This window comes from Aquitalea sp. ASV11 (assembly GCF_016429185.1).
GTDB lineage: Bacteria > Pseudomonadota > Gammaproteobacteria > Burkholderiales > Chromobacteriaceae > Aquitalea > Aquitalea pelogenes.
Genome location: NZ_JAELUD010000005.1, coordinates 65001 through 85016, shown reverse-complemented (window position 1 = coordinate 85016; position 20016 = coordinate 65001). Strand labels below are relative to the sequence as shown.

At 60.7% G+C, this 20016-nt stretch carries 19 protein-coding genes; 15 read left to right on the top strand and 4 right to left on the bottom strand.

Features of this window, described 5'->3' with window-relative positions; all coding sequences use genetic code 11:
• Nucleotide 1 precedes the first annotated feature (1 nt).
• The 7 genes from secD to miaA all read left to right on the top strand — a co-directional run bounded on the left by secD (nucleotide 2) and on the right by miaA (nucleotide 8636).
• Nucleotides 2–1843, top strand: coding sequence for a protein translocase subunit SecD (gene secD, locus JHD62_RS03355; protein WP_199101764.1), 1842 nt, complete (start codon nucleotides 2–4; stop codon nucleotides 1841–1843).
• A 14-nt stretch (nucleotides 1844–1857) separates the two neighbouring features.
• Nucleotides 1858–2793, top strand: coding sequence for a protein translocase subunit SecF (secF, locus tag JHD62_RS03350; protein WP_199101763.1), 936 nt, complete (start codon nucleotides 1858–1860; stop codon nucleotides 2791–2793).
• Between the two features lie 80 nt (nucleotides 2794–2873).
• Entirely contained in the window at nucleotides 2874–3518 is a 645-nt protein-coding gene (locus tag JHD62_RS03345) for a DedA family protein (RefSeq protein WP_045845179.1), read from the top strand.
• Between the two features lie 78 nt (nucleotides 3519–3596).
• On the top strand, nucleotides 3597–5498 hold the full coding sequence (mutL, locus tag JHD62_RS03340) for a DNA mismatch repair endonuclease MutL (RefSeq protein WP_199101762.1): 1902 nt from the start codon (nucleotides 3597–3599) through the stop codon (nucleotides 5496–5498).
• Between the two features lie 29 nt (nucleotides 5499–5527).
• Entirely contained in the window at nucleotides 5528–6082 is a 555-nt protein-coding gene (locus JHD62_RS03335) for a thymidine kinase (protein WP_045845181.1), read from the top strand.
• 78 nt (nucleotides 6083–6160) lie between these two features.
• Entirely contained in the window at nucleotides 6161–7588 is a 1428-nt protein-coding gene (gene sbcB / locus JHD62_RS03330) for an exodeoxyribonuclease I (RefSeq protein WP_199101761.1), read from the top strand.
• Between the two features lie 70 nt (nucleotides 7589–7658).
• Nucleotides 7659–8636: a tRNA (adenosine(37)-N6)-dimethylallyltransferase MiaA gene (gene miaA, locus JHD62_RS03325; RefSeq protein WP_199101760.1), complete on the top strand. Its 978-nt coding sequence runs from the start codon at nucleotides 7659–7661 to the stop codon at nucleotides 8634–8636.
• Between the two features lie 63 nt (nucleotides 8637–8699).
• Here the strand turns inward: miaA and JHD62_RS03320 are convergent, their stop codons facing one another.
• Nucleotides 8700–9047, bottom strand: coding sequence for a RidA family protein (locus JHD62_RS03320; protein WP_062788479.1), 348 nt, complete (start codon nucleotides 9045–9047; stop codon nucleotides 8700–8702).
• Between the two features lie 654 nt (nucleotides 9048–9701).
• On the opposite strand from JHD62_RS03320, the gene JHD62_RS03315 reads away from it, so the two are divergent.
• From JHD62_RS03315 to JHD62_RS03305, 3 genes are all read left to right on the top strand, one after another.
• A complete protein-coding gene (locus JHD62_RS03315; protein WP_199101759.1) occupies nucleotides 9702–9848 on the top strand; it encodes a hypothetical protein in 147 nt (48 codons plus the stop codon).
• Nucleotides 9849–10231: 383 nt separating this feature from the next.
• Entirely contained in the window at nucleotides 10232–11872 is a 1641-nt protein-coding gene (locus JHD62_RS03310; RefSeq protein ID WP_199101758.1) for an NRAMP family divalent metal transporter, read from the top strand.
• Between the two features lie 120 nt (nucleotides 11873–11992).
• Nucleotides 11993–12697, top strand: coding sequence for an MgtC/SapB family protein (locus JHD62_RS03305; protein ID WP_199101757.1), 705 nt, complete (start codon nucleotides 11993–11995; stop codon nucleotides 12695–12697).
• Between the two features lie 67 nt (nucleotides 12698–12764).
• On the opposite strand, the gene JHD62_RS03300 is transcribed toward JHD62_RS03305, so the two are convergent.
• Nucleotides 12765–13940, bottom strand: coding sequence for a fatty acid desaturase (locus JHD62_RS03300; protein WP_199101756.1), 1176 nt, complete (start codon nucleotides 13938–13940; stop codon nucleotides 12765–12767).
• Between the two features lie 142 nt (nucleotides 13941–14082).
• On the opposite strand from JHD62_RS03300, the gene JHD62_RS03295 reads away from it, so the two are divergent.
• Entirely contained in the window at nucleotides 14083–15684 is a 1602-nt protein-coding gene (locus JHD62_RS03295; RefSeq protein WP_242673501.1) for a YdgA family protein, read from the top strand.
• Nucleotides 15685–15771: 87 nt separating this feature from the next.
• Here the strand turns inward: JHD62_RS03295 and JHD62_RS03290 are convergent, their stop codons facing one another.
• Entirely contained in the window at nucleotides 15772–15972 is a 201-nt protein-coding gene (locus JHD62_RS03290) for a (2Fe-2S)-binding protein (RefSeq protein ID WP_045845189.1), read from the bottom strand.
• Between the two features lie 81 nt (nucleotides 15973–16053).
• Here JHD62_RS03290 and JHD62_RS03285 point away from each other — a divergent pair, with 81 nt between their 5' ends.
• Genes JHD62_RS03285 through mnmA form a run of 3 tightly spaced genes read left to right on the top strand, consistent with a single transcriptional unit; the run spans nucleotide 16054 to nucleotide 18154 of the window.
• Nucleotides 16054–16500: an NUDIX hydrolase gene (locus JHD62_RS03285; protein WP_199101755.1), complete on the top strand. Its 447-nt coding sequence runs from the start codon at nucleotides 16054–16056 to the stop codon at nucleotides 16498–16500.
• A 23-nt stretch (nucleotides 16501–16523) separates the two neighbouring features.
• Nucleotides 16524–17081 (top strand): hypothetical protein, encoded by a 558-nt coding sequence (locus JHD62_RS03280; RefSeq protein ID WP_199101754.1) that lies wholly within the window; start codon nucleotides 16524–16526, stop codon nucleotides 17079–17081.
• The gene (gene mnmA, locus JHD62_RS03275) at nucleotides 17078–18154 is read left to right on the top strand and encodes a tRNA 2-thiouridine(34) synthase MnmA (RefSeq protein ID WP_199101753.1); all 1077 of its coding nucleotides are present in this window, start codon (nucleotides 17078–17080) and stop codon (nucleotides 18152–18154) included. Before JHD62_RS03280 ends, mnmA begins: the two co-directional genes overlap by 4 nt.
• 42 nt (nucleotides 18155–18196) lie before the next feature.
• On the opposite strand, the gene JHD62_RS03270 is transcribed toward mnmA, so the two are convergent.
• Complete coding sequence (locus tag JHD62_RS03270) at nucleotides 18197–18973, bottom strand: LuxR family transcriptional regulator (RefSeq protein WP_199101752.1); 777 nt, start codon at nucleotides 18971–18973, stop codon at nucleotides 18197–18199.
• 180 nt (nucleotides 18974–19153) lie between these two features.
• Between JHD62_RS03270 and JHD62_RS03265 the strand changes: the two genes are divergently transcribed.
• The gene (locus tag JHD62_RS03265) at nucleotides 19154–19969 is read left to right on the top strand and encodes a carbon-nitrogen hydrolase family protein (RefSeq protein ID WP_199101751.1); all 816 of its coding nucleotides are present in this window, start codon (nucleotides 19154–19156) and stop codon (nucleotides 19967–19969) included.
• The last annotated feature ends 47 nt before the right edge of the window (nucleotides 19970–20016 follow it).

The window sequence follows — 20016 nt, the reverse complement described above, 5'->3', positions numbered from 1 at the left end:
CATGAACCGCTATCCTCTCTGGAAATACCTCGTCATTGCGGTAGCCCTGATCATTGCCACGATCTACACGCTGCCCAACTTCTACGGCGAGACTCCTGCGGTACAGGTCTCCAGCACCCGCCAGTCCATTCCGGTGGACACCGCCCTGATGGGCCGCGTGGAAGAGGCTCTGAAAGCCCAGAACATCAGCCCGGATGGTCTTTATCTGGACGGCAGCAGCCTGAAGATCCGCTTCAAGGACGCCGACACCCAGATCAAGGCGCGGGACGCCATCCAGCGTGCGCTGGGTGACAGCTACATCATTGCGCTGAACCTGCTGCCGGCATCGCCACAGTGGCTGGCCGACCTGAAGGCCTACCCCATGTTCCTGGGCCTGGACTTGCGCGGTGGCGTGCACTTCCTGCTGCAGGTTGACATGCAGGCTGCCATCGACAAGACCATGGAACGCTACGCTGGCGACATCCGCCGCGAGCTGAAGAACAAGCAAGTGCGCTACGGCACCATCAAGCGCAATGGCAATGTGTTGGAAGTGCAGCTGCGTGATGCCGACACCCTGAAGGCCGCGCAGGCTGTGGTAAGCCGCACCCTGCCCACCCTGGTGCTGAACAGCGACGATGCCAATTACAAGCTGACCGCCACGCTGAAGCCGGAAGAAGTCACCAAGATCCAGAGCGATGCAGTCAAGCAGAACATCTCCACCCTGCACAACCGGGTGAACGAACTGGGCACGTCCGAGCCCATCATCCAGCAGGCCGGCCCCAACCGCATCGTGGTGGAACTGCCGGGTATTCAGGATACCGCCCGTGCCAAGGACATCATCGGCCGTACTGCCACGCTGGAAGTACGCATGGTGGAAGACGACCAGGGCAAGGTCAGCGATGCACTGGCCGGCAATATTCCGGCTGGCTACGACCTGCTGGACGAGGCCACCTCGCATGGTGACAGCAAGATTCTGGTGAAGAAGGACGTGGAACTGACCGGCGACAACATCAACGATGCGCAAGCGGGCTTTGATGAAAACGGTGCTCCGGCAGTACACATCAATCTGGACTCCACCGGCGCTTCCATCTTCCGTCAGGTAACGGCGGAAAACATCGGCAAGCGCATGGCGATGATCCTGGTGGAAAAAGGCCGTGCCGAAGTGGTGACTGCACCGGTCATCCGCTCGGAAATCGGCGGTGGCCGCGTGCAGATCTCCGGCAGCATGAACCCGGCAGAAGCCAATGACACCGCCCTGTTGCTGCGCGCCGGTTCGCTGGCCGCGCCGATGAACATCATCGAAGAGCGTACCGTCGGCCCGAGCCTGGGCAAGGAAAACATCGAGAAGGGCTTCCACTCCACTCTGTGGGGCTTTGCTGCCATCGCGGTGTTCATGGTGATCTACTACGGCGTGTTTGGCGTGTTCTCCGCCATCTCGCTGGCGGTCAACGTGTTCCTGCTGCTGGCCATCCTGTCCATCCTGCAGGCCACGCTCACCCTGCCCGGCATTGCCGCCATTGCGCTGGCGCTGGGTATGGCGATTGATGCCAACGTGCTGATCAACGAGCGTATCCGTGAAGAGCTGCGCAACGGCGTACCACCTCACTCGGCCATCCAGGCCGGTTATGGCCACGCCTGGGCAACCATTCTGGACTCCAACGTCACCACGCTGATTGCCGGTCTGGCCCTGCTGATTTTCGGTACTGGCCCGGTGCGTGGTTTTGCCGTGGTGCACTGCATCGGCATTATGACTTCCATGTTCTCCGCCGTACTGGTATCGCGCGGTCTGGTGAACCTGTGGTACGGCCGCCGTCGCAAACTGACCTCGCTGGCCATTGGCCAGGTGTGGAAACCTGAGAAATAAGGACGGGACAGATAATGGAGCTTTTCCGCATCAAACGGGACATCCCGTTCATGAGCTACGGCAGGTTGACCACGACAATTTCGCTGGTCACCTTCATTCTTGCCGTGTTCTTTCTGGCGACCCGCGGGCTCAACTACAGTGTTGAATTCACCGGTGGTACCGTGCTGGAAGTGCAGTACCAGCAGTCGGCCGACCTGAACCTGATCCGCGATACCGTGGACAGCCTCAAGCTGGGCGAAGCCACCGTGCAAAGCCTGGGCAGCAGTAGCGACGTGATGATTCGCCTGCCGAACAAGCCGGGCACCACATCTGCCCAGCTGTCGGAAAAGGTGATGGGCCTGCTGAAAGCCAAGGACGGCACCGTACAGCTGCGCAAGGTGGACTTTGTCGGCCCGAGCGTGGGTGAGGAGCTGGTTTCCCACGGCCTGACCGCTGCCATTCTGGTGTGTCTGGGCATCATGGCTTACCTGGCCCTGCGCTTTGAATGGCGCTTTGCCGTGTCGGCCATCATCGCCAACATGCACGACGTGGTGATCATCCTTGGCTGCTTTGCCTTCTTCCGCTGGGAATTCTCGCTGACCGTACTGGCCGGCGTACTGGCGGTGCTGGGTTACTCGGTGAACGAATCGGTGGTGGTGTTCGACCGTATCCGTGAAAACTTCCGCAAGCCTGGCCTGCGCGGCAAGACCACCGCCAGCATCATCGACAATGCCATTACCGCCACCATGAGCCGTACCATCATCACCCACTTTTCTACCGAGATGATGGTGGTGTCCATGCTGGTATTCGGCGGCCCGGCACTGCACGGCTTTGCCATGGCACTGACCATCGGCATCGTGTTCGGCATTTACTCGTCGGTACTGGTGGCCAGCCCAATCGCGCTGTGGCTGGGTGTCAGCCGCGAGCACATGATCAAGCCGACCAAACCGAAAGAAGAAGCGGTGGTCTGAGCCTGACCCTGCATCTGCTGTCATGACTGGCCGGCTTGTCCGGCCAGTTTTTCATCCCCCACAGAACAAACCGGTGTCCCATGGAAGCCATCACTTTTCTGCTCGACTTCATCCTGCACATCGACGTCCATCTGGCCCAGCTGGTGGCCCAGTACGGCGTATGGATCTACGCCATCCTGTTCCTGATCATCTTTTGCGAAACCGGCCTGGTGGTGACGCCCTTCCTGCCGGGTGACTCGCTGTTGTTTGTCGCCGGTGCGCTGGCCGCCATGGGCAAGATGGACGTTCACATGCTGGTGCTGCTGCTGACCGTGGCCGGCATCCTGGGCAATACCGTCAACTACACCATCGGCAAACTGCTGGGCGCACGGCTGCTGCAACGCTTTCCGCGCCTGATCAAGCCGGAATACCTGGCCAAGACGCACGCCTTTTACGATCGTCACGGCGGCAAGACCATCATCTTCACCCGCTTCGTGCCCATCATCCGCACCTTCGCGCCGTTTGTGGCCGGCATCGGCAGCATGGGCTACCGCCAGTTCACCGTGTACAACGTGGCCGGTGCGGTATTGTGGGTGGCCGGTTTCTGCTACGCCGGTTACTTCTTTGGCAACCTGCCCTTCGTGCGCAAGAACCTGGAACTGCTGATCTTCGGCATCATTTTTGTGTCCTTCCTGCCCGCCATCATCGAGTTCTGGCGGCACAAGCGCGCCGCACAGCGCCAGTAAGCCTTATCCGCTCCCGCCCGCTGCGGCGGGAGTATTGCCCTACCCTTCCTGCCAGTCCGGCATTATCATCGACGGCCTATGAAACGCATTCACAAGCTCCCTGATCACCTGGTCAACCAGATTGCCGCTGGCGAAGTGGTGGAACGCCCCGCCTCTGCCCTGAAGGAAATGCTGGAAAACAGCCTGGATGCCGGTGCCAGCAAGATCACCGTCGACCTGGCCCAGGGCGGCATCAAGCTGATCCGCGTCACCGACAATGGCGGCGGCATTGCAGCCGATGATTTGCCGCTGGCGCTGGACCGCCACGCCACCAGCAAGATTGCCTCGCTGGATGACCTGGAACAGGTGGGCACACTGGGTTTTCGCGGTGAGGGCTTGGCCAGCGTGGCTTCCGTCTCGCGCCTCACCCTCACCAGCCGTCCCGCCGACAGTGCACACGCCCACCAGATCATCGCCATCGACGGCGCACTGCATCCGGTGGAGCCCGCCGCGCACGCACCCGGCACCAGCGTGGAAGTGGTGGACCTGTACTTCAACACCCCCGCGCGGCGCAAATTCCTCAAGAGTGAAAACACCGAATACGCCCACTGCGAGGCCACCTTCGAGCGCATTGCGCTGGCGCATCCGCAGGTGGAGTTCATGCTGCGCCACAATGGCAAGGTGATCTGGCGCTTGCCGGCGCAAGACATGCAGGCACGGGTGGCGGCACTGCTGGGCAAGGACTTCATTGCCGAAGCCATCACGGTGGAAACCGCAGCGGGCAGCATGACGCTGAACGGCTTTGTCGGCTCGCCCACCTACTCCAAGGCCAGCCGCGACGCACAGTATTTTTATGTGAATGGCCGCTTTGTGCGTGACAAGACCGCCCAGCACGCGCTGCGTCAGGCCTACCGCGATGTGCTGCATCACGAGCGCCACCCGGTGTATGCGCTGTTCCTGTCGATGGATCCGGCCGGCGTGGACGTTAATGTCCACCCCACCAAGATCGAGGTGCGCTTTCGCGAAAGCCAGGCCATCCACCAGTTTCTGTTTCACAGCATCAACAAGGCACTGGCTGCCACCGCCGCCGGTAGCAGCAGCCCGGTACCGGCACAGGGCGACATCAACACCAGCGCCAATACTGCAGAACCACAAGCAGCACTGTTTCCGCCGCGCAGCCCGGCACCGCTATCTACCGGCAGCAGCCACACCCCGGCACGGCCGTTCAGCTATCAGCAACAGAGCATGCCGCTGCATGTGGCGCGCGAAGCCATTGGCACCTACGACAAGATGTTTGGCGGGCTGCGCGAAGAAGAAAGCCGCCGCCTGGCCGAGGAAGCAGCAGTACCAGCCAGCCCCCTGCCCGCCATGTTGTCGCCAAGCCAGTTGCAAGCCCTGCCGCAAGCCAGCGAAGGCATTCCGCCGCTGGGTTTTGCGCTGGCCCAGCTGCATGGCGTGTATATCCTGAGCCAGTGCGAGGACGGGCTGATCGTGGTGGACATGCATGCCGCTCACGAGCGCATTGTCTACGAACGGCTGAAAACCGCACTGGAGGCCGACACCATTCCGATGCAGCCCTTGCTGCTGCCGGTGTCGTTTGCCGCCGACCGCATGGAAGTAGCCACCGTGCACGAGCATGGCGAGCAGATGAAGCAACTTGGCGTGGAACTGGCACCGCTGTCCCCCACCCAGATTGCCGTACGCGGTGTGCCGGTGTGGCTGCAGGACGGCAATCCGGTGGATCTGGCACGCGCCGTGCTGAAGGATGTGCGCGAATTCGGCCTCAGCCAGGTACTGACCGAGCGCCGTAACGAGCTGCTGGCCACCATGGCCTGCCACGGCGCGGTACGCGCCAACCGCCAGTTGACGCTGACCGAGATGAACGCCTTGCTGCGCGACATGGAAAGCACCGAACGCTCCAACCAGTGCAATCATGGCCGCCCCACCTGGTCGCGCCTGAGCATGAAAGACCTGGACAATCTGTTCATGCGCGGGCGCTGAACCACACCGGACCACAAGACAGAACACCTATGGCCAAACTGTTTTTCCGCTACGCCGCCATGAACAGCGGCAAGAGCACCCAGTTGCTGCAGATCGCCAACAACTACGAAACCATGGGCAAGCAGGTTGCCCTGTATACCGCCGCCATTGACGACCGCTTTGGCGTGGGCATGATTTCCTCCCGGCTGGGCATCCAGCGTCAGGCACACACCTTTGCCGGTGATACCGACTTTTTGTCACTGGATTGGGCCGGCATCAGCTGCATCCTGCTGGACGAAGCCCAGTTCCTGACGCCGGATCAGGTCTGCCAGCTGCACCGGCTGGCCCACACCCGCAATATCCCGGTGATCTGCTTTGGCCTGCGGGTGGATTTTCAGGGCCACCCCTTTGCCGGATCCACCTGGCTGCTGACCCGCGCCGAAGAGATTGAAGAAATCAAGACCATCTGCGCCTGCGGCAAGAAAGCCACCATGCATATCCGCATCAATGCCGATGGCAGCCGCGTGGTGCAAGGCCCGCAAGTGGAGATAGGCGGCGAGGCGCGCTATCGTGCCGTGTGCGGCCGCTGCTTCCATCAGGGCTGACCCGCCGGCCCTTGCGCCGCCCGGCAGCCTTGCCCCAGACTGCCAACCTCCGCCTCGTTCAACCATGACGCTACCGCCATGCATACATTCTTCTGGCACGACTATGAAACCTTCGGCGCCGTGCCGCGCCAGGACCGCCCCTCGCAATTTGCCGGGGTACGTACCGATGCCGAGCTGAACGAAATCGGCGAACCCGTAATGCTGTACTGCCAGCCCGCGCCAGACTACCTGCCCGCGCCGGAAGCCTGCCTGCTCACCGGCATCACCCCGCAGCACTGCCTGCAACACGGGGTGGCCGAGCATGAGTTCGCCGCGGTGATCGAACGCGAACTGGCCGCCCCCGGCACCATCGGCGTGGGCTACAACACGCTGCGCTTTGACGATGAAGTCAGCCGCTTTCTGTTCTGGCGCAACCTGATCGACCCCTATGCCCGCGAATGGCAAAACCAGTGCAGCCGCTGGGACATTCTGGACCTGGTGCGCGCCACCTATGCGCTGCGGCCAGAAGGCATTGCATGGCCACAACACGAAGACGGCCGCCCCAGTTTCAAGCTGGAACACCTGTCCGCCGCCAACGGCCTGCTGCACGAAGCCGCCCATGACGCGCTGTCGGATGTACGCGCCACCATTGCACTGGCGCGGCTGATCAGGCAAAAGCAGCCCAAGCTGTTCGACTATTACCTCAGCCTGCGCAAAAAAGACGCGGTGAAGGCACAACTGAACCTGCACAAGCCGCAGCCGCTGCTGCACATCTCCGGCATGTACGGTGCCGAGCGCGGCAATCTGGCCATTGTCTGGCCGCTGGCCCAGCACCCCACCAACAGCAATGAAGTGATTGTATGGGACCTGGCCTTCGACCCGGCCATGCTGCGCGGCCTGAGTGCCGACGACATCCGCCAGCGCATCTACACCCGTACCGAAGAGCTGCCGGAGGGCATGACCCGGCTGCCGCTCAAGACCATCCACATCAACAAATCGCCCTTTGTCGTGGCCAACCTCAAGGTACTGGGCGCAGACCGGGCAGCGCACTGGGGCGTGGACATGGTGCAGATACAACAGCACGCCGCCAGCGCCGCCGCCCTGCCCGACCTCAGCCACACCTGGCGGCAGGTCTATCGCCGCGAAGCGGGCGAGCCGCGCGATGTGGACGAAAACCTGTACGGCGGCTTTGTCAGCAATAACGACCGCAAGGTGCTGAACAAGCTGCGACTGAAATCCGCCTCCCAACTGACTGGCGAGATGGCCTTTTTCGAAGACGCCCAACTGGGTGAATTGCTGTTCCGCTACCGCGCACGCAACTTCCCCACCAGCCTGTCAGATGAAGAAAGCCAGCGCTGGCGCGACTGGTGCCAGCACAAGCTGCAGGATGGTGTGGGCGGGCGCAACCTGGCGCAGTTCCAGCAGGAAATGGCAGCCGTACGCGAGCGCGAGCTGACACCGGCCCAGCAGGACATCCTGCAACAGCTGGACAGCTACGCCGCCAGCCTGCTGGCGCCACAGCCGTAAAAGCGGTTCCGGGGCGGATGCAGCTGTGCGACAATCCCGCCCCAGACCCAGCCAGTACAAAGACCACACCATGTCACTCACACCCGACGCCATTCTGTTGATGGGCCCCACCGCTTCCGGCAAGACCGGCCTCGCGCTGGCGCTGGCCCGTCATTTCCCGGTGGAAATCATCAGCGTGGATTCGGCCCTGGTGTACCGCGGCATGGATATCGGCAGCGCCAAACCCACACCAGACGAAATGGCCGTCTGTCCGCACCATCTGATTGACATCATCAGCCCGCTGGAGACCTATTCCGCCGCGCAGTTTCATGCCGATGCCAACCGGCTGATCGTTGAAATCCGTGCGCGTGGCAATATGCCGCTGCTGGTGGGCGGCACCATGCTGTACTACAAGGCGCTGCTGGAAGGCTTGTCTGACCTGCCGCAAGCCGACCCGGCCCTGCGGGCGGAACTGGATGCCGAAGCCGGCCGTATCGGCTGGCCCGCCATGCACGCCAGACTGGCCGTGCTGGACCCGGACACCGCCGCCCGCCTCACCCCCAATGACGCGCAGCGCATTCACCGTGCGCTGGAAATCTGCCTGCTCAGCGGCCAGACCATGTCCAGCCTGATTGCCCGTGGCAAGGAAGCCGCCGCCGACTTTAACTGTCTGCCGCTGGCACTGGTGCCGGAAGAACGCAGCTGGCTGCACCAGCGCATTGCCCAGCGCTTCGACCTGATGCTGCAGCAGGATTTTTTGGGTGAGGTTCGCCGCCTGCGTCAGGACTACCCGACGCTCACGCCCGACCTGCCCTCCATGCGCTGCGTGGGTTATCGCCAGGCGTGGGACTATCTGGACGGGCTATGCAGCGAGGCGGAATTCATCGAACGCGGCGTGGCCGCCACCCGCCAGTTGTGCAAGCGCCAGCTCACATGGATGCGCAGCCTGCCGGTGCTGCCGGTCAGCGCGCAGCGCGCCGACCTGACTGATAGCGTGCTGCAGGCCTGTAGCGATTTCATCACCGGCAAGCCGGTGGCCGATACATTGCGCTACACAGGCAGTTTCTGAGTACCAGACTCACACAAGAAAAAACCCGCCGTAGCGGGTTTTTCTTCTTCAGCCAGTGATGGCTCAGCTGGCAGCCACCAGCTTGATTTCCACTTTCCATGCCGGGTTGGCCAGTTTGGCTTCCACAGTGGCACGCGCCGGTACATTGCCAGCCGGTACCCAGGCGTCCCAGGCAGCATTCATTGCATCGTAGTCGGCCAGGCTTGCCAGGAAAATGGTGACATCCAGAATCTTGCTCTTGTCCGAGCCCAGTTCGGCCAGCAGGGTGTCGATCTGGGCCAGTACATTGGCAGTTTGCGCCTGGGCGTCGGCATCGGTGTTTTCCGGCACCTGACCGGCGAGGAAAATCATGCCGTTGCACACGGCGGCTTCGGCCAGACGGGCGCCCTGCTTGTGACGATAGATGCTCATGCTGCTTCCTTTGCTGCAAGGTGGGAAAGCGCAGATTCTACCGCTAAAGCAGGCGGTACACAGTGCCTCCCCCTGGGCGAACACGGTGCCAGCTGCAAAAAACCGGCGTAAAAACGGCAAGAACGCACCGCTGCAGCGGTGATGACACAGTCGCGGAACTTTTTTGCTGCAATGGCACAAAAAGCTGTCAATCGCGATTGACACCCGCAAACAGCGGGGACTAGAATCCGCGCATCTTTTTAATTCAGGTCTACTGCCTTGGACTGCCCCAGTCATCAACAAACTGTTTTGAGCTGATCCGCCAAGACCTGCGCCGTATTCCCCCGCCGCCGTCTTGTCAGATCAAGATGGTGCGCACCTGCTTCACCCCCTTGTTTCACCCCCGTGCACCCCGCCCTACCAGTTGCCCGTGCAGCATTGCGCTGTCGCTAAGCCGTGCCTTGTCGCCCAGCTTGCGCTTGCAGCCAGATGCCGCATTGCGTTGCTGACTTTGCAGCCTCTGCGCCCGACCCGGCCACAGACGAGAAAGGAGCCGCCATGCCATCCGACAGTGATCGATGTCCTTCTTTGCCCATGAACTTTCACGGGTAATGCCTGATCCGTCTGCATCCGACACCATCAGGCAGCGCCCGAAGCCACTTCAGGAGCCTGATCATGCACTACGCAATGCTGCTGTCCACAGAACAGAACCAGGCCCGGCAACTGCCGGACCACTATGAATTCACCTGCCACGATGAAAGCGTGTGGAGCTGGCTGTACCGCCATCTGCGCATCGCCCTGCACGGCTGCAAGCAGGCCTGAGACTGCCTGCCCGCCGACGTCCGGCAAACAGTGATTGACCGGCATCGCCCGATGCCAAGACCAGTAAAAGGACAAACATGGACCCCTACCCCAGTAGCGCGGTCACACAGAGCAGCATGACGGCGAGCAGTACGATGAGGATGCCCTATCGCCACTGACATCCCCTTCCCCTCCCGCCTCCCCTCTGTGTGACCTCCCCGACCCGGCCCTTGCGCCACGCCGTTTTGCCGTACCGACCTCGCCACGACAAGCCAGCAGGATGCCTGGATATCTCGCGTTTCATGCCTGCCATGAGACCAGACATCCATACCCCCTGAAAGGCAGATCCGAGCCGTCGGACCGCACCAGAATGCTTATGCAGTAACAGTTTCAGGGAGTAACACATGTCCAAACAGGATAACCGCACCGCCGTACTGGATAGCGCCCACATCGGAGACATCCGCGGTGCGCTGGGCACCATCCGTCACAACGACACCGATGCCCGCCATGGCTGGATGGCCAAATTCAAGACCCTGCTGGCCATTCTCGGCCCCGGCCTCATCGTGATGGTGGGAGACAACGATGCCGGTGCCTTCAGCACCTACGCCCAGGCCGGACAAAACTACGGCACCTCGCTGCTGTGGACGCTGGCACTGCTCATTCCCGTCCTGTACGTGAATCAGGAAATGGTGCTGCGCCTGGGGGCCGTCACCGGCGTGGGCCATGCCCGGCTGATCCTGGAACGCTTTGGCAAATTCTGGGGGGCGTTCAGCGCCATCGACCTGTTCCTGCTCAATGCGCTGACCATCGTCACCGAATTCATCGGCATCAGCCTGGGGATGGATTTTCTGGGTGTACCCAAAATTGTCGGCGTGGGCCTGGCTGCGGTATTCATCATGCTGTCGGCCAGTACCGGCGACTTCCGCCGCTTCGAGCGCTTTTCGCTGATTCTGGTGGCCGGCAGCCTGCTGCTGCTTCCCATCCTGGTGATGGTGCACCCGCCCATGACCCAGGTGGCGCATGATTTCCTGGTGCCGCAAATGCCGGCTGGCGGCAAGCTGGCCGACGTGATGCTGCTGATCATCGGCATTGTCGGCACCACCGTGGCACCGTGGCAGCTGTTCTTCCAGCAAAGCTATCTGATCGACAAGCGCATTACCCCGCGTTTCATCTCCTATGAGCGTGCCGATCTGTGGCTGGGCATTGCACTGGTGGTGATTGGTGCGGTGGCCATGATTGCCTTCACCGCCCAGGTGTTCATGGGTCATCCGGAGTTCGGCAACTTCCAGGATGCCGGCGCGGTCGCCCATGGCCTGGCCAAATACTATGGCCGCCTGCCCGGCACGCTGTTTGCCATCGCCCTGATTGACGCCAGCATCATCGGCGCCATGGCGGTATCGCTGTCCACCGCTTATGCGCTGGGCGATGTACTGAGCCTGAAACACTCGCTGCACCGCAAGCCGGGTGACGCCAAGGGTTTCTATGCCATGTATTGCGGCCTGATCGTGCTGGCTGCCGCACTGGTGCTGATTCCGGGCGTGCCGCTGGGCCTGCTGACCAATGCCGTGCAAACCCTGGCCGGCGTGCTGCTGCCCAGCGCCACGGTCTTCCTGCTGTTGCTGTGCAATGACAAGGATGTACTGGGCCCGTGGGTGAACGGTCGCTTCTTCAATGTGCTGTCGGCCATCATCGTGGCGGTACTGGTGCTGCTGTCCATCATCCTGACTGCGGCGGTGGTCTTCCCCGACATGTCGGGCGAAACCATCAGCAATATCCTGATTGGTGGCAGCGTGGTCGGCCTGATCATCGCCATCGTGGTGAACGTGCTGCATGCCCGCGAAGAAATGGAAAAGAGCCAGGTTCCGCATCACAAGGCACGCAAGGTGGATTTGCATCACATGCATACCTGGCGCATGCCGGCGCTGGACCAGTTGCCCCCGCTGGTGCTGTCACAGCGTAACAAGCTGTGGATGGCCGTGCTGCGTGGTTATCTGGTCGTGGCCATGGGCATGGTGATCTACAAGGTTGTCGCCTCCATGCTGTAACACCCTGGCAGGACGCCATGGTCCTGCCCTCGCCTCGCATGACAGCTGGCGGTTTCGTCAGATTGCAATCGCCAGCTGTTACACATACGCCTGCACCAGACCATAACAACAGGAGGCTGCATGCACTTCGAATTTTCTGTCTTTACCCATTCCTTTATCGCGCTGGTTACTGCCTTTTTGCTGGGCTCGGCCATCGGTTACGAGCGCCAGGTGCGCCAGCGTACTGCCGGCCTGCGCACCAATGCACTGGTTGCCGTGGGCGCAGCTGCTTTTGTTGATCTGGCCATGCGGCTGGGCGGCAATGAAGGCGCCACTCACGTGGTGGCCTATGTGGTATCCGGCGTCGGTTTTCTGGGTGCCGGCACCATCATGAAGGAAGGCCTGAATGTACGCGGGCTGAATACTGCCGCCACCTTGTGGGGTTCGGCCGCTGCCGGTGCCTGCGCCGGAGCAGGCTTGCTGGATGCGGCATTACTGGATGCCATCTTCGTGCTGGCCGCCAACACTCTGCTGCGTCCGGTAGTGAACTCGATCAACCGTACACCGCTGGATGATGAGCACAGCGAAGTCACCTACCAGCTATGCGTGATCAGCGACGAGGAACAGCAAAAGCTGGCTTTCTCCATGATAGACGCGCTGCTGGAGCGGGCGCAGTACCCGCTGGGCGACGTGAATGTCGAGCCGTTTGGTGATGACGATGTGGAAATTACCGCCACCTTGTTGTCGACCTCGGCCGACTCAGCGGTACTGGAAGGGATTGCCGCCCAACTGACTGCCATGCCTTACATCAAGCAGGCCTACTGGAACCAGAGCATTACCGAATAGCCATCTTGTTTGGCCGTAAAAAAACCCGCCAGGACGGCGGGTTTTTTCTTGCGCCAGACCAAAAGCCTCAGGCCACGGCGGTCGTACGCAAATTCAGGGCAAACCGCTCCAGCGCGGCAATGCCGGATTGCTCGGCCCGCAGGCACCAGTCCTGCAGTTCGTGCAGCAGCTGTTCCCGTGTCAGCGAGGAGCGTTCCCACAGCCGGCACAGCTCCTGACGCATGGTATACACCGTTGTCAGCGTAGGGCTGTGCTGCAGCAACAGTTCCAGTTGCGCCTTGTCACACTCCGGCGTGTCCTTTGCATCCTGCTTCAGCCAGATTTTCATCTTGTGCGACAGATCGTCCATATCAGGCAGGCTGACCTGTTCCAGCTCCTTGCGATACACCTCTTTGAGCTCGCGCGCATAACGTGCGGCAATGGCGTAACGGTTGGAAATGATGGCCTGCAGATGCTCCAGGTCCAGCTGCGGACGGCTGGCATCCTGAGCCAGACGCGGTGCCACGCGGCGTACCTTGGCCAGATGGCAGATTTCCAGCATGCGGATGTACATCCAGCCGATGTCAAACTCGTACCATTTGTACGACAGCTTGGCCGAGGTGCCGAAGGTGTGGTGATTATTGTGCAGCTCTTCACCGCCCACGATGATGCCCCAGGGGAAAATATTGGTGGACGCGTCTTCGTTCTCGAAATTGCGATAGCCCCACCAGTGGCCCAGGCCATTGATGACCCCCGCCGCCCAGAACGGGATCCACACCATCTGCACCGCCCAGATGGACAAGCCGGCCGGGCCGAACAGCAACAGGTCGATGGCCAGCATCAGGAAGATGCCCTTGCCAAAGTGTGGTGTGTACAGCTTGTGCTCGATCCAGTCATCGGGCGTACCGTGACCGAACTTGTCCATGATGGACTGATCCTTGCAGGCGGCGCGGTACAACTCCACGCCTTCCCACAACACTTTCCTGATACCCAGGATCTGCGGACTATGGGGGTCATCCGGGGTTTCGCACTTGGCGTGATGCTTGCGGTGGATGGCGGCCCACTGCTTGGTCACCATGCCGGTGGTCAGCCACAGCCAGAAACGGAAGAAATGGCTGGGCAGCGGATGCAGGTCCAGCGCACGATGCGCCTGATGGCGGTGCAGAAAAATGGTGACCGAGGCAATGGTGATGTGCGTCAGTACCAGGGCAACGACGATATACCCCCACCACGGGAGATCCAGCAAACCGTTAAGCCAAAACATGCGGGCAGACAACCTTGTAAATGGGCAATCCTCCATTTTAACCAATAGACATGGCAGTGTCAGGGTGTTTTCTAAGGTTCGACTTGCGGCGTGCATGGTGTACCATAGGGCCTTATTCCACACACCCTTCAGAAAAACGCTTGTGTTGCCAAAACGACGTCTGATTATTGCGGGAGCCACCCTCGGTGGCCTGTTGGTGTTCAATGGCGCGGCTGCCTTCTGGGCCGGCATGAAAGCCGAAGACACGCTGGAAGAACAGTACAAGATGCTGGCCAGCCTGCCCGTATTCAAGGTGAAGTCCCACAGCTATGACCGCGGCTGGTTCTCCTCCACCGAAACCACCGAGCTGGAATTCAATCGCCGCCTGTCCGGGCCGTATGAGAGCATGCTGCCGGACAACTTCAAGCCCTTGTTGAACTCCACCATCAAGTTCACCAACCACATCAAGCATGGCCCCTTCCCCGGCCTGTCCAGCCTGGATTTCCGTCCTGCACGCGCGCTGGTCACCACGGAATTCGCCATGAGCGATGCCACCCGCAAAACGCTCAAGACCTTCTTTGGCGACAAGGACCCGATCACCATCACCAACCGTCTGGGTTTTGGCGGCGGTGGCGCATTGAACATCAACGTGCCGTCCTTCGACTACGAAGAAGCGCTGTCCGGCGTGAAGATGAAATGGAAAGGCTTCGACCTGAAGCTGGACTATGCATCGGGCTACAAGGAATACAAGACCGAAGCCAATTCGCCGGGCTTCCTGCTGGAAGCCTCCAGCAAGGGCAGCCTGGCCTTTGATGGCGTGCGTTATGTATCCGACATCCGTCCCGGGGCCACCGGCATCAAGCTGGGCACCAGCGAACTGACCGTGGGCAATGTGCAGCTCAACTGGAAGGACAGCGTTCCTTACAGCATCAAGCTGAACGAGCTGGTTTACCTGATGACGCGCATGCGGGTGGGTGAATTCATCAACCCGTCCGGCGAATTCAAGCCGTCGGCGGTATCGCTGAAAAACTTCCGCTACCAGATAGTCAGCAGCGAGCAGGACGAATTCGTCAATACCCGCGGCAAGCTGGACTTTGCCGAGTTCAACTACAACGACCAGCACTACGGCCCGATGCGGCTGGACGTGTCGGCCAACCATCTGCACGGCCCCACCCTGCTGAAACTGGATCAGGCCATCAGCCAGATTCCGTTTGAAGGCGTGGACCCGGCGGTGTTGCGCAAGCAGTATATCGACACCATCAAGCAGACCGGCATTCCGCTGCTCACCAACAATCCCAAGCTGGTGATCAACGACTTCTACCTGAAGATGCCCAGCGGTGAAACCACACTGCAAGGCAGCCTGGGGCTGAACGGACTGCAGCAGGCCGACCTGAACAACTCCACCGCTTTCCTCAAGCGTTTTGAAGTGGAAGCCAAGCTAAGCCTGCCGCGCAAGACCCTGGAAAACCTGGTGGTGGCGCAAGCCCGCACCCTGTTCATGGTGGACCAGAGCGCGGAAGTGCAGCCGAACATGGGTGAAGTGGAAGACCTGGCGCGCAATCTGCTGGACAGCCAGCTGACGCAGTGGAAGGATGAAAAATTCATCAATGAAGACAAGGGGCAGATTTCCACCCAGCTGAACTACAAGGGCGGCAATCTCACCATCAACAGCAAGAAGGTTGCCCTGCCATGGGAAGAGCAGGAAGACCCGGCGCCTGATGCCTCGGCACCGGCAGCCAAGAAACAGTCCAGTGCTGGCAAATAAGCAGTCGGCACAAATAGCAAAGGGGGCCAAGGCCCCCTTTTTTTACGCCACTGCCGACGTCATTTCATCACAACATGCCCTGCCCACTCAGGCAACAGCACGCCCCGGATGACAGGCACTCATCTGCTGCAGCGTTTCCTTGCGCAGCTGGTTGGCACAACAGGCACACTTGCCGCACTCGGAAGCCACACCCAGCTCTGCCCGCAGGTCACACATGCGAGTGGCACCGTCTTCTACTGCCTGACGGATCTGGCTGTCGGTTACCGCGTTGCACAAGCAGACATACATGGCACAAACCCTGAATGAGAATAATTCTCTGTATGGTATTTTCAAATAATAACGATTGTCAATTACATTAGGAGCAGTCACATGCAATGGAAGCCGAATACCACAGTGGCCACCATCGTGGAACGGGATGGTCGCTATCTGATGGTGGAAGAAGAAACCGAGCAAGGCCTGCGTTTCAACCAGCCGGCCGGGCATCTGGAACACGGAGAAACCCTGTTTGCCGCCGCCATCCGCGAAACCCGCGAGGAAACCGGCTGGGAGGTGGAATTACAACACCTGGTGGGCATTTACATGGTGGACAAACCGGACAGCGACATTACCTGGCTGCGTTTTGCCTTTACCGCGCGTGCGGTGCAACATCACGCGGCAGAAAAACTGGATACAGGGATTGTCAGCGCGCACTGGCTTACTTACGATGAAATCGCCGCCCGCCTGTCGCAACACCGCAGCCCGGTTGTCATGCAATGCCTGGATGACTACCGGCTGGGACAACGTTTTGCCCTGGACCTGATTCACCATCAACCCTGAAGCTGGCGGCAAGGGAGGAAACCTTGCGCCATCTTCACCTGCTGCTACGCCGCTGCCTGTGGCTTGGCATGCTGCTTGCCGCCGGGACGCTGCATGCGGACCCCTTGCAGCTCTGTTATGATTACGGCTGCGCCAAACAGCTGGAAGTGGAAATTTCCGAAGAAGCCCGCGACTGGCTGGCCCGGCTGTTCGAGCATCCGCAGGATGCCAGTACCGAACGCAGCCAGATCCAGCGTGCCGTCCAGGCCCTGTACTGGCTGTCGGCACAAAACAGCCCGCTGTGGCACGACAAGGGTGGCGACCGCTTCGACAACGATGCCGACGGCCGCATGGACTGCATCGATCACAGCCATAACGACTCAGCCTTCCTGCAGTTCCTGGCAACCCAGGGCTGGCTGCATTTTCACCGGGTCGACCCCATTGTGCGACGCACCCGCTGGCTGGTGACCCAACACTTTGCCAGTCATATCACCGAGCAGGACACCGGCCAGGAATGGGTGGTGGACAGCTGGTTCAATTCATTCGGGGAACCACCCGTAGTGGTGCCCCTGGCTCTCTGGAAAGAAGGATTTTCCCCGTGACGGGTAAGAAACGTATTGTCGTCGGCATGTCCGGCGGTGTGGATTCGTCGGTAACCGCCTGGCTGCTCAAGCAACAGGGCCATGAAGTCATCGGCGTATTCATGCAGAACTGGGAAGACGACAACGACGACGAATACTGCTCCATCAAGCAGGATGCACTGGATGCCATGAGTGTGGCCGACATCGTCGGCATCGACATGGAAATCGTCAATTTCGCCAAGGAATACAAGGACCGCGTGTTCTCGTACTTCCTCAAGGAATACTCGGCTGGCCGCACCCCCAATCCGGACGTGCTGTGCAATGCCGAAATCAAGTTCAAGGCCTTTCTGGACTACGCGCTGGAACTGGGTGCCGACTGCATCGCCACCGGCCACTACGCGCGCAAGATGGAAAAGGACGGGCTGCACTACCTGATGAAGGCAGTGGACCATACCAAGGACCAAAGCTACTTCCTGTACCGCCTGCAGCAACACCAGCTGGCAAAAGCCATCTTCCCGCTGGGCGACATCCGCAAGACCGAAGTGCGCAAACTGGCCGAGGAAGCAGGCCTGCCGACAGCGGCCAAGAAGGACTCCACCGGCATCTGCTTTATCGGCGAACGCCCGTTCCGCGAGTTCCTGCAACGCTATCTGCCCACCCAACCGGGCCAGATGGTACTGCCGGACGGCAAGGTGGTGGGCGAGCACATGGGCCTGATGTACTACACGCTGGGTCAGCGCAAGGGCCTGACCATAGGCGGCAGCAAGGATGGCAGTGGCGAGCCGTGGTTTGTCGCCGGCAAGGATATTCCGGGTAACAAGCTGATTGTGGTACAGGGGCATGACCACCCGCTGCTGCTCAAGCCCACACTGGCGATGAGCGATTTGTCCTGGACGCTGAACGGCGCACCAGCCGCTGGTGAATACGCGGCCAAGAACCGCTATCGCATGGCTGATGCGGCCTGTTCGCTGTCGCCGGTAGTGGATGGCCAGGCCACCCTCACCTTCCGCGAAAAACAGTGGGCGGTGACGCCGGGCCAGTCTGCCGTGCTGTACGACGGTGATATCTGTCTGGGCGGCGGCATCATCCAGTAAGCAAGCCCGGCATCACACCAAGCCTGCCACGCGCAGGCTTTTTCACGCCCGGCTGGCGCGCAGGAATACCGAAAACAGCTCGGATTGCGAATTGATGCCCAGCTTGCTGTACAGGTGTTTCTTGTGCACGCGCACGGTTTCCACCGATATCTGCAAGCGCTGGGCAATCGCCTTGCTGGAATGACCACCCAGCATCAGCTGCGCCACCTCGTTCTCGCGCAGGGTGAGGCCCTGCCCCTCCAGCCCGACCGGGGCTGCCTGCGGGGCGGCCACAGCGGGCCTGCTGGCCGCCAATTGCTCGAAATGCAGGCGCTGGCGCATCAGGGCCAGTACCCAGGGCTGCAACAGGCTTAGGATAGCCATTTGTTCGGGACTAAAGCGCTGTCCGGCCCCCAGCGACAGACACAAGGTGCAGCCATCCTCGCCAGGCAGGTTGAATTGTACCTCATCCTCCACAATGTTCAGGCGGAAATAGCGCTGGTAGTAGTCAGTAAAGGGGAAACGGTCCGGTGCCACCTCGTCCAGCCGCAGCAGCCCGGCATGGCGGTACTCCAGGCTGGCGACATAAAACGGGTCCAGCCGGTACAGTCCCTGCAGATAATCCTGAAACAGCGTATCCACCCCGCCATCGGCCATGTCCTGCTCGGCCAGCACCGTGGGCGGGCGGTCCGGGTAAAACAGCAGCACCACCCAGCTGTCAAAGGCCACATAATCGGCCAGCACCCCCAGCAGGGACGGCCAGAACACCGGTTTGTCCAGCTGATCAATCAAACGCCCCACCGTCCGATGCCAGGCGATATCCTGTATTTCCAAGGCCACGACTACCCCAATCTGGTTACCCACTTGATGTAATTTTCATACGCCTGACAGCAGTCGATACTGAGCCCTGCGCTGACAGCTTCTCAAGCTAGCACGCTTCCAGACTCTCCAACAGCCTCCCTGCTGACAACGGGGTAGCACCAGCGATGTAGTCTGACAACATTCAACCAAGGAGACAGCATGATTGTAGAACTGGCCCAGCTGCCCGGTGTCGATGGCGACATCCCGGCCAACACCGCCAGCGCCCTGGACGCCATCGCCCGTTGCGGGCCGGATACCCGCCTGCTGGTATTTCCGGAAACCTACCTCAGCGGCTTTCCCACCGCCGACAATATCGCCGCGCTGGCCCAGCCCATAGCCGGCCCGGCCATCCGCACCATCCAGCAGGCCGCACGCGAGAAAAACATCAGCATCGCCATCGGCTTTGCCGAGGCACATGAAGGCCGCTTTTACAACACAACGGCACTGCTCACCCCGCAAGGCGTGGCACTGGCTTACCGCAAAGCCCATCTGTGGGCATCCGACCACGGCATCTTCACCCCCGGCGATGCACTGGTGAGCTGCGAGTGGGAAGGCCTGCGCGTCGGCATCCTCATCTGTTTCGATATCGAGTTTCCGGAAACCGCCCGCGCCCTGGCGCAGCAGGAAGTGGACCTGCTGATTGTCACCAACGGCAATATGGACCCGTACGGCCCGGTGCATCGAACCGCGATTACCGCCCGTGCCATGGAAAACCAGCTGTTCGCAGTAATGACCAACCGCTGCGGCAGCGGTGATGGCCTGCAATTTGCCGGCGAAAGCGCGGTGATCAACCCCTTTGGCCAAGTGGTGGCCAGCTGTGGCCGCGACCCGCAACAACTGCGCGTGGCGCTGGACCTGACGCAACTGGAGGCCAGCCGCCGCGACTACCGTTATCTGCACGACCGGCGTATTGCCCTGGCAGGTGAAGTCATCAACGGCGAAAACGGCCAGCGCAGCTTCCGTATCCGGCACTAGCCATGCCGTAGCAATCACTGGCAGTCAAAACAAAAGAGACAGGCTCA